Source organism: Pseudomonas sp. PS01298 (genome assembly GCF_029959745.1).
Lineage (GTDB): Bacteria > Pseudomonadota > Gammaproteobacteria > Pseudomonadales > Pseudomonadaceae > Aquipseudomonas > Aquipseudomonas aylmerensis.
This window is the reverse complement of the sequence record NZ_JASCPP010000159.1, coordinates 1-10536: the sequence shown is the minus strand read 5'-3', so window position 1 is coordinate 10536 and position 10536 is coordinate 1. Positions and strand designations below refer to the sequence as shown.

Here is a 10536-nt window from a genome sequence, read left to right as displayed (position 1 = left end):
GTAACAAGGAGCCTGTCGGGGCCGAGCACGCCTTTTGTAACAAGGAGCCTGTCGGGGCCGAGCACGCCTTTTGTAACAAGGAGCCTGTCGGGCCGAACACGCTTTTTGTAACAAGGAGCCTGTCGGGCCGAGCACGCCTTGTGTGGCGAGCGGGCTTGCCCCGCGTTGGGCTGCGCAGCAGCCCCAGTTCAATCGCCGCCGAGTGTCAGGGAGATCGGAATCGCAGGTTTCAGGGCCGCTTCGCAGCCCAACAGGCAAGCCCGCTCACCACAGTAGACACGGCTGAGCTTGGGCTGCGGTATCAGGCCTTGGCAGCTGCCAGAATCAGCGCCTTCATCTCGGCCACGGCACCTTTGAAGCCGACAAACAGCGCATGCGCCACCAGCGCATGGCCGATGTTCAGCTCGTTGATGCCCTTGATCGCAGCCACGGCCTCGACGTTGTGGTAGTGCAGGCCATGGCCGGCGTTGACGATCAGGCCTTCATTCAACCCGCAATTGACCCCGTCGATGATGCGTTGCAGTTCGTCGGCGACTTCGGTCGGCGTGGTGGCATCGGCATAACGGCCGGTGTGCAGCTCGATGGCCGGCGCGCCGACGCGGCGCGACGCTTCGATCTGGCGCTCATCGGCGTCGATGAACAGCGAGACTTCGCTGCCGATCTTCGACAGACGCTCCACCGCGGCCTTGATCCGCGCTTCCTGGCCGGCGACGTCGAGGCCGCCTTCGGTGGTCAGTTCCTGGCGGGTTTCGGGCACCAGGCAGATGTGCGCCGGACGGATGCGCTCGGCGAACGCCATCATCTCTTCGGTGACGCCCATTTCGAAGTTCATGCGGGTTTGCAGCACGTCCTTGAGCAGCAGCACGTCGCGCTCCTGGATGTGGCGGCGGTCTTCGCGCAGGTGCACGGTGATGCCGTCGGCGCCCGCTTCTTCGGCGTCCAGCGCGGCCTTGACCGGGTCAGGGTAACGGGTGCCCCGGGCCTGGCGCAGGGTGGCGACGTGGTCGATGTTGACGCCAAGAAGAATGCGATTGCTGGTGGTCACGGAAGCGCTCCTGAAAAGGGAAAGAATCGGTGCACAGCATACACGGGGATGTCAGGGCTTTCGAAACAACTCGCGACTGACCAGCGGCCGTCCGCCCAAGTGCACGGCCAGTGCCTGGCGCATCAGGCGCTTGGCGGCGGACAAGGCGCCGGGGGCGGTCCAGTCGGCTTCGCTCATGGCCAGCAGCTCAGTGCCCTGGAACAGCCCCGGCTGCAGCAGGTACACGCGCTCCAGGCCAGCATCGACCTGGAGGCGGTACATGCCGTCGGCGGCGATGGGCTCGCCGTGCAGGTCGTTGGCCAGTTCGAAGCCGTAGCCGAGGTCATCCAGCAGGCGCCACTCGAAGGCGCGCAACAACGGCTCCAGTGGGCGCCCTTCGGCGAGGGCCAGCAAGGTGGCAGCGTAGTGATCGAAGACCGCGGGGTGCGGGTCTTCAGCGGGCAGCAGGCGGATCAGCAGTTCATTCAGGTAGAGGCCGCTGAACAGCGCCTCGCCATTGAGCCAGGCGCTGGTGCCGACGCTTTCCATGCGGCCGACGTTCTTCAGCTCGCCCTTGCCGCGAAACTCCACGTCCAGTGCCACGAAGGGCCGCGCCAATGTACCCGCCTTGCCCCGCGCGCTGCGCAACACTGCGCGCAGGCGACCTTGGGGCGTGAGGAAATCCACCAGCGCACTGGTCTCGCGGTAGGCGCGGCTGTGCAGGACGTAGGCGAGTTGACTGGGAGGTGGGGATTGGGACATTGGGTTCTCGCTGACAAGCACGGTCTTGAAAACTGCGACTATCCAATGTGGGAGCGGGCTTGCTCGCGAAGGCGGAGTGTCAGTCGATACATTCATCGCTGATAGACCGTATTCGCGAGCAAGCCCGCTCGCACATTTTGACTTGCGGCGTTACCGAAGGCCGTTTACAGGTCGCCGTAGCCCAGCGAACGCAGTGCGCGCTCGTCATCGGACCATCCACCCTTCACCTTCACCCACAGGTTGAGCATGATCTTGGAATCGAACAGCAATTCCATGTCCTTGCGCGCTTCAGTGCCGATGCGCTTGATGCGCTCGCCCTTGTCGCCAATGATGATTTTCTTCTGGCCGTCACGCTCGACGAGGATCAGCGCATGGATATGCAGGGTCTTGCCCTGCTGCTTGAACTCTTCGATCTCGACGGTGATCTGGTACGGCAGCTCGGCGCCCATCTGGCGCATGATTTTCTCGCGCACCAGTTCGGCGGCGAGGAAACGGCTGCTGCGGTCGGTGATCTGGTCTTCCGGGAAGAAGTGCTCGTTCTCCGGCAGGTGCTCGGCGATCACGCGTTCCAGGGCATCGAGGTTGTGCCCGTGCTGGGCCGAGATCGGGATGATCTGCGCGTTCGGCAGTTGTTCCTGCAGCCAGCTCAGGTGCGGCATCAGCTCGGCTTTGTCTTCGATGCGGTCGGTCTTGTTCAGCGCAACGATCAACGGGCCGGTGACGTACTGCACACGCTCGAGGACCATCTGGTCTTCGTCGGTCCACTTGGTGCGGTCGACCACGAAGATCACCACGTCGACGTCTTTCAACGCCGCCGAAGCGGTCTTGTTCATGTAGCGGTTGAGGGCTTTCTCGCCGCCTTTGTGCATGCCCGGGGTGTCGACGTAGACCGCTTGCACGTTGCCTTCGGTCTTGATGCCCAGCATGTTGTGGCGGGTGGTCTGCGGCTTGCGCGAGGTGATCGCGAGCTTCTGGCCGAGGATGTGGTTCAGCAGCGTGGACTTGCCCACGTTGGGGCGGCCGACGATGGCAACATAGCCACAGCGTGTTGCGGTTGAATCAGTCATGGCCATTCTCCACGCCCAGGGCAATCAGTGCTGCAGCGGCCGCTACCTGTTCGGCAATACGACGGCTCACACCCTGACCTCGGCTTTTTTCATTCAGTAAGGTGATTTCACATTCCACGAAGAACACGCGGCAATGCGGTTCACCCTGGATATCCACCACTTCGTAGCGTGGCAGTTCGCACCCGCGCGACTGGAGGAATTCCTGCAGGCGGGTCTTGGGATCTTTGTTGGTGTCGACGAGCGTGAGGCTTTCGATCTCGGAGGTCAGCCACGCGGTGACGCGCTCCTTGGCCGCTTCCATGCCAGCATCGAGGTAGATCGCGCCGATCAGCGCTTCGAGGGCATCGGCGAGGATCGATTCACGCCGGAAACCGCCACTCTTCAACTCGCCGGACCCCAGGCGCAGGTACTCGCCCAGGCCGAAGCCACGGGCCAGCACCGCCAGGGTCTCGCCCTTCACCAGGCGCGCACGCAGGCGCGACAGCTGGCCTTCACGGGCTTGTGGGAAGCGCTCGAACAGGGCTTCACCGGCGACGAAATTGAGGATGGCATCACCGAGGAATTCCAGGCGTTCGTTATTACGCCCGGCAAAGCTGCGGTGTGTAAGGGCAAGGACCATCAATTCCTGGTCCTTGAAGGTGTAGCCGAGCTGACGCTCGAGACGGCTTAAAGAAACGCTCACGGTTTACCCATATCTGTTTGGTGGCACCGGCGGCCATCGACGATTGACGCAGTGTTCAAATTCAAATCCTGGTTGGTGCTGCATGAGGCGGGACCGATTTGTCCCAACCCCAGAAAAGCATTCGGCGCTGTGTTCACAGCGCCGCCTGTATTACTTGATCAGCCCGACCCGCGAGAAGTTCGGCAGGTGGCTGAGCTTGGGTTCCGGCCAGCTCATCCAGACCGCGAAGGCCTTGCCGACGATATTCTGGTCGGGAACCATGCCCAGCAGGTCCTTGGGAATGGTGGGATCATCCCAGTAGCGGCTGTCATTGGAGTTGTCACGGTTGTCGCCCATCATGAAATAGTGCCCGGCCGGCACTTTCCACTCACCATCAGGCTGGGCACGGTAGCGGCTCATTTCCTTGCGGATTTCGTGCTCTACCGCACCGAGTTTTTCTTCGTACAGCTCAGCGCTGCCCAGGCTGTTCGGTTCGGAACCGATCAACTTCTCGGCCACCGATTCGCCGTTGATGAGCAGGCGCTTGTCGCTGGTGTAGCGAATCACGTCGCCCGGCAGGCCCACTACACGCTTGATGTAGTTGACGTTCGGATCGCTCGGATAGCGGAACACCATCACGTCGCCGCGCTGCGGGTCACCGATCTCGATGACCTTCTTGTCGATCACCGGCAGGCGGATCCCGTAGGAAAATTTGTTGACCAGGATGAAGTCGCCGACATCCAGGGTGGGTTTCATCGACCCCGAAGGGATCTGAAACGGCTCCACCAGGAACGAACGCAGCACCAGCACGATGAACAACACCGGGAAGAACGACTTGCCGTATTCAACCAGCAAAGGCTCTTTGTTCAGCTTCTCGATAACCACGCCATCGGGCTGGCTGACGCTGCCCTGATAGGACGCGATAGCCGCCCGCCGACGCGGGGCGAAGAACACCAGATCGAGCAACGCCAAGAGACCGCAAACGGCAACGGCGATGACCAGCAACAGCGGGAAATTTAGCGACATAGGACCTAACTATCCAACCTGAGCACCGCAAGGAAGGCTTCTTGTGGAACTTCCACGTTACCTACTTGCTTCATGCGTTTTTTACCGGCCTTTTGCTTCTCAAGCAGCTTGCGCTTACGGCTTACGTCACCGCCGTAGCATTTGGCCAGTACGTTCTTTCTGAGTGCCTTGACGGAGGTCCGCGCAATGATCTGCCCGCCGATGGCGGCCTGGATCGCGACGTCGAACATCTGGCGCGGAATCAGTTCTTTCATCTTCTCGGTCAACTGGCGACCTTTGTAGTGCGCGTTGTCCTTGTGCACGATCAGTGCAAGGGCATCTACCTTGTCGCCGTTGATCAACACATCCAGTTTCACCAGATTAGCCGATTGGTAACGATCGAAATGGTAGTCCAGCGAAGCGTAGCCGCGACTGGTGGATTTGAGGCGGTCGAAGAAGTCCAGGACCACTTCGTTCATCGGCATGTCGTAGGTCACTTGCACCTGGGTACCGAGGAACAGCATGTCGCGTTGTACGCCACGCTTTTCGATACACAGGGTGATGACGTTGCCCAGGTGCTCCTGCGGAACCAGGATATTGGCCCGCACGATAGGCTCGCGCATGTCTTCGATTGCCGACAGATCCGGGAGCTTGGACGGGTTGTCGACGTAAATCGTTTCACCGGTTTTCAGCAACAGCTCAAAAATAACCGTCGGTGCGGTGGTGATCAGGTCCAGGTCGTATTCGCGCTCGAGGCGCTCCTGGATGATTTCCATGTGCAGCATGCCCAGGAACCCGCAGCGGAAGCCGAAGCCCAGGGCGTCGGAGCTTTCCGGGGTGTACTGCAACGACGAGTCGTTGAGGGTCAGCTTCTGCAGGGCTTCGCGGAAATCCTCGAAATCATCGGAGCTGACCGGGAACAGGCCGGCATAGACCTGTGGCTGAATGCGCTTGAAGCCCGGCAGCACATCGACGTCCGGCGTCGAGCTGAGCGTCAGCGTGTCACCTACCGGCGCGCCGTGGATGTCCTTGATACCGGCGATGATGAAGCCCACTTCACCGGCTTTCAGATCAACGGTCGCAGTGTGCTTGGGGTTGAACACACCCACGCTGTCCACCAGGTGGATCTTGCCGGTGGACTTGACCAGGATCTTGTCGCCCTTCTTCACGCGGCCATGGCGCACGCGGACCAGGGACACAACGCCCAGGTAGTTGTCGAACCAGGAGTCGATGATCAGCGCTTGCAGCGGATCTTCGTAGTTGCCGGTCGGCGCGGGAATGGTCTGCACCAGGCGCTCGAGCACTTCGTCGACACCCAGGCCGGTCTTGGCGCTGCAGGTGACGGCGTCGGTGGCGTCGATGCCGATGATCTTCTCGATCTCTTCCTTGACGCGCTCGGGCTCGGCCTGTGGCAGGTCGATCTTGTTCAGCACGGGCATGACTTCCAGGCCCTGCTCGATCGCGGTGTAGCAGTTGGCAACCGACTGCGCTTCAACGCCCTGGCCGGCGTCGACCACCAGCAAGGCACCTTCACAGGCCGCCAGGGAACGGCTGACTTCATAGGTGAAGTCGACGTGGCCCGGGGTGTCAATGAAGTTCAGCTGGTAGGTGATGCCGTCTTTGGCCTTGTAATACAGAGTAACGCTGTGGGCCTTGATGGTGATCCCGCGCTCGCGTTCGAGGTCCATGGAGTCCAGGACCTGGGCTTCCATTTCACGCTCGGCAAGGCCGCCGCACATCTGGATGAATCGATCGGCCAGCGTCGACTTGCCATGGTCAATGTGGGCGATGATGGAGAAATTGCGGATATGACTCAAATCACTCACGGATCAACACTCAAAAAGGCTGCAGGCAGATTGCCCGCTGAAAAATAGCCGGGAATTGTACCTGATGCTCAGGCCAGGCGTCATCTTTGCTGACCAGAACAAAAATGCCCCGATCTCGCGAGCGGGGCATTTTTTGTTCATAAGCGCGGCATCAACCGGCGCGGCGCAACAGCCAGAACCCAGCCAGCGCGCAGATACCGGTCGGCACCAGCACCGCAAACAGGGGCGAGAACCCGAACACCAGGCTCGACGGGCCCAGCAGGTCCTGGGCAATCCGGAAGGTGAAGCCGACCAGCACGCCGGTAAACACGCGCTGGCCGAGGGTGACCGAACGCAGCGGGCCGAAGATGAACGAAATCGCCATCAGTACCAGCGCGGCGGTGACCACCGGCTGCAACACCTTGACCCAAAACGCCAGCCAGTAGCGGCCGTTGTTCAGGCCCTGGTCCTTGAGATAGTGGATGTAACCCCACAGGCCGGAGATCGGCAGGCTTTCGGGGACCATCACCACGGTGTTGAGCAGTTGCGGCTTGAGGGCGATATCCCACTCCTCGCTTGGCACATTGATCACTTCGGTGCTGGCCTTGGTGCCTTGGCCGATATTGCGGAAATAAGTCGTGGTGACGTCGCTCAGTTGCCACTTTTCATCGCCGTACTGCGCACGCTTGGCGAAGCTGGACGCCAGCAAGTGACGTTCCTTGTCGAACGTGTAGCGCGTGACCCCGATCAACAGGCCGCCCGGCTGCACGGCGTTGATGTGGATGAACTCATCACCCTGGCGGTGCCACAGGCCATGCTTGGAGCTTTGCGCATCGCCCGAGCCCTGGGCCAGGGCGCGGTTGGCCTGGGCCGTGGTTTCAGCCGGTGGCGCGACGTATTCGCCGATCAGCACACTGCACAGCATCAGCAGCAGCATGGGTTTCATCACCGCCCAGACGATACGGCCGATGGACACCCCGGCGGCCCGCATGATGGTCAGTTCGCTGTTGCTGGCCAGGCTGCCCAGGCCGATCAGGCAGCCGATCAGCGCGGCCATCGGCATCATGTCGTAGAGGCGACGCGGTGCGGTGAGGGCGACATAGCTCAGCACGTCCCACACGGTATAGGTGTCGCTGACGTTGCCGACTTCATCGATGAAGGCGAACAACGAGGCCAGGCCCAGGATGATGCCCAATACCGCCAGGATGGCGATCAGTACGCTGCTACCAATGTAGCGATCGAGCTTAGCCACGAGCCAACTCCTTCTGGCCACGACGGCTCATCATTTTCAAGCGTATAGGTTCCCAATACAGCAGCCCCAGGCCGATCACCAGGAAGATACCGTGCACCCACCACAGGCCCAGGGTCGGCGACAGCTTGCCTTTCTCCAGGGAGCCACGGGCGGAAATCAGGATGGTCAGGTAAGCCATGTACAGCAGGATCGCCGGCAACAGCTTGAGGAAACGGCCCTGGCGCGGGTTGACGCGCGACAGCGGCACGGCCATCAAGGTCACGATGAACACCAGCAGCGGCAGGGAAATCCGCCATTGCAGCTCGGCGATCGAGCGCAGCTCCTTGCTACCGAACAGGTCGGTGGTGGGGATGGCGTCGCGGTCAGTGACTTCGTCGCTGATGTCCGGACGAGCCAGCATCACGCCATAGGTGTCGTACTTGATCGCGCGATAATCCGCCATGCCCGGGCTGCCATCGTAGCGATAGCCATTTTCCAGGATCAGGTAGCGGCTGCCGTCCGGACGGACTTCCTGGCGACCGGAATCGGCTACCAGCACGGAAATGCCGCGGTCTTTCTTGTCCTGGCCCAAGCGTTTTTCAGAGATGAAGACACCGCCCAGGTTGGCGCGGTCGTCGGTCAGGGTTTCGGTGTAGGTCACCCGTGAACCGTCGTTCAGGGCCTGGAAACGGCCAGGTTCGAGGGTGTCGAACTCGGTCATCGCGTCCTGCTTGTTCAGCACCAGCTGGAACTGCATGGCGCCTTGCGGGGCCAGGCTCAGGCTCAACCAGGCCACGATCAGCGCGACGCCGGCGGCCGGGATCATGGTCATGCCCAACAGGCGCTGCTGGCTCATGCCGGTGGCGGAGAGCACGGTCATTTCGCTTTCAAGGTACAGGCGGCCGTAGGCCAGCAGGATCCCGAGGAACAGGCCCAACGGCAGGATCAGCTGCAGGAACCCCGGCAGGCGAAAGCCCATGATCAGGAACAGCGAGCCTGGGTCCAGGGCGCCGGAGGCAGCCTGGGCCAGGTATTTGACGAAACGACCACTCATGATGATGACCAGCAACACCGCACTCACGGCACTCAGGGTCAACAGGACTTCGCGGGACAGATAACGGAAGACGATCAAACCAGACACTCCAGGGTTGTCAGGCTAAGGCGGCCAAACAAGCAGCATACCGAGTCAGCCCGTTTACAGCGGGCCGGCTAAAAAGATGGCGCATTATCCTGTGATTGACCGCGCCTGTCACTGCGCAACCTCATGCGCATGCACAAAGCACGTGGCAAGGGTTGTCAGGCTCCGCCGGCGAGGTTCAAACTGCGGCCTTTGTCGCGGGCGGCTTACACCGCTGCCCAGCCTTAAAGCCGGCGTACAGACGCACGGCTCTCAGACCTTTATAAGGGACCCGAAAATGGAATTGGTTGTAAAAAGCGTTAGCCCCGAAACGTTGAAAACCGCCACCCTCGTGGTCGCCATCGGCGAAGGCCGCAAGCTCGGCGTCGCCGCCAAGCAACTCGACGAACTCAGCGGCGGTGCGATCAGCGCCGTGCTCAAGCGCGGCGACCTGGCCGGCAAAGTCGGCCAGAGCCTGCTGCTGCAAAGCCTGCCCAACCTCAAGGCCGACCGCGTATTGCTGGTGGGCGTGGGCAAGGACGCCGAGCTCGGCGACCGTCCATTCCGCAAGATCATCAGCAGCATCCTCAGCACCCTCAAGGGCCTGGGCGGCAGCGACGCGGCACTGGCACTCGATGAAATCGTCGTCAAGGGCCGTGACAGCTACGGCAAGACCCGCCTGCTGGCCGAGACTCTTGTAGACGGCGGTTACATTTTCGACCAGTTCAAGAGCCAGAAAGCCGAACCGCGCGCCCTGAAGAAAATCACCCTGCTGACCATCAAGGCCGCCCAGGCTGAAGTCGAGCGCGCCGTGACCCACGCCCAGGCCATCGCCAACGGCATGTCGTTCACCCGCGACCTGGGCAACCTGCCGCCGAACATCTGCCACCCGACCTACCTGGGCGAACAGGCCAAGGCGCTGGGCAAAGAGTTCAAGGGCCTCAAGGTCGAAGTGCTGGACGAGAAAAAGATCAAGGAACTGGGCATGGGCTCGTTCTATGCCGTGGGCCAGGGCAGCGACCAGCCGCCACGCCTGATCGTGATGCAATACAACGGCGGCAAGAAGTCCGAGAAGCCTTACGCCCTGGTGGGTAAAGGCATCACCTTCGACACCGGCGGCATCAGCCTCAAGCCGGGCCTGGGCATGGACGAGATGAAGTACGACATGGGCGGCGCCGCCAGCGTGTTCGGCACCCTGCGCGCCGTGCTCGAGCTGAAGCTGCCGATCAACCTGGTGTGCATCCTGGCCTGCGCCGAGAACATGCCGAGCGGCGGCGCGACCCGTCCGGGCGACATCGTCACCACCCTGAGCGGCCAGACCGTCGAAATCCTCAACACCGACGCCGAAGGCCGCCTGGTGCTGTGCGACGCACTGACCTACGCCGAGCGCTTCAAGCCACAGGCCGTGATCGACATCGCGACCCTGACCGGCGCCTGCGTGGTTGCCCTGGGCGCCCACACTTCGGGCCTGCTGGGCAACAACGACGAGCTGATCGAGCAACTGCTCAGCGCCGGCAAGGCTGCCGACGACCGTGCCTGGCAATTGCCGCTGTTCGATGAGTACCAGGAGCAACTGGACAGCCCGTTCGCCGACATCGCCAACATCGGCGGCCCGAAAGCCGGCACCATCACCGCGGCCTGCTTCCTGTCGCGCTTCGCCAAGAACTTCAACTGGGCGCACCTGGACATCGCCGGCACCGCCTGGACCAGCGGCGGCAAGGACAAGGGCGCCACCGGCCGTCCAGTGCCCCTGCTGACCCAGTACCTGCTGGATCGCGCCAAGGCCTAAACGCACCCCCTGCGCAGGAGCCGGCTTGCCGGCGATGGCTGCCTTGAAATCGCCACCAGACTCAAGGGCCTCATC

9 protein-coding genes are annotated in these 10536 nt (G+C 61.8%); 1 reads left to right on the top strand and 8 read right to left on the bottom strand.

Annotated features, from left to right (window positions below):
• Positions 1-301 precede the first annotated feature (301 nt).
• The 8 genes from pdxJ to lptF all read right to left on the bottom strand — a co-directional run bounded on the left by pdxJ (position 302) and on the right by lptF (position 8687).
• Positions 302-1045 carry a pyridoxine 5'-phosphate synthase gene (gene pdxJ / locus QMX97_RS29980; protein WP_065906925.1) on the bottom strand — a complete coding sequence of 248 codons (744 nt, stop codon included), beginning with the start codon at positions 1043-1045 and terminating at the stop codon, positions 302-304.
• 51 nt (positions 1046-1096) lie between these two features.
• The gene (gene recO / locus QMX97_RS29975) at positions 1097-1786 is read right to left on the bottom strand and encodes a DNA repair protein RecO (RefSeq protein WP_106805066.1); all 690 of its coding nucleotides are present in this window, start codon (positions 1784-1786) and stop codon (positions 1097-1099) included.
• A gap of 164 nt (positions 1787-1950) precedes the next feature.
• Complete coding sequence (gene era, locus QMX97_RS29970) at positions 1951-2853, bottom strand: GTPase Era (protein WP_016978271.1); 903 nt, start codon at positions 2851-2853, stop codon at positions 1951-1953.
• Positions 2846-3535 carry a ribonuclease III gene (gene rnc / locus QMX97_RS29965; RefSeq protein WP_016978270.1) on the bottom strand — a complete coding sequence of 230 codons (690 nt, stop codon included), beginning with the start codon at positions 3533-3535 and terminating at the stop codon, positions 2846-2848. Before rnc ends, era begins: the two co-directional genes overlap by 8 nt.
• A gap of 150 nt (positions 3536-3685) precedes the next feature.
• Positions 3686-4540: a signal peptidase I gene (gene lepB, locus QMX97_RS29960; RefSeq protein WP_065906928.1), complete on the bottom strand. Its 855-nt coding sequence runs from the start codon at positions 4538-4540 to the stop codon at positions 3686-3688.
• A 5-nt stretch (positions 4541-4545) separates the two neighbouring features.
• The gene (lepA, locus tag QMX97_RS29955) at positions 4546-6345 is read right to left on the bottom strand and encodes a translation elongation factor 4 (RefSeq protein ID WP_028618986.1); all 1800 of its coding nucleotides are present in this window, start codon (positions 6343-6345) and stop codon (positions 4546-4548) included.
• 151 nt (positions 6346-6496) lie between these two features.
• Complete coding sequence (lptG, locus tag QMX97_RS29950; RefSeq protein WP_065906929.1) at positions 6497-7576, bottom strand: LPS export ABC transporter permease LptG; 1080 nt, start codon at positions 7574-7576, stop codon at positions 6497-6499.
• Complete coding sequence (gene lptF / locus QMX97_RS29945; protein ID WP_016978267.1) at positions 7569-8687, bottom strand: LPS export ABC transporter permease LptF; 1119 nt, start codon at positions 8685-8687, stop codon at positions 7569-7571. Before lptF ends, lptG begins: the two co-directional genes overlap by 8 nt.
• A 283-nt stretch (positions 8688-8970) precedes the next feature.
• On the opposite strand from lptF, the gene QMX97_RS29940 reads away from it, so the two are divergent.
• A complete protein-coding gene (locus QMX97_RS29940; RefSeq protein ID WP_120447699.1) occupies positions 8971-10461 on the top strand; it encodes a leucyl aminopeptidase in 1491 nt (496 codons plus the stop codon).
• Positions 10462-10536 lie beyond the last annotated feature (75 nt).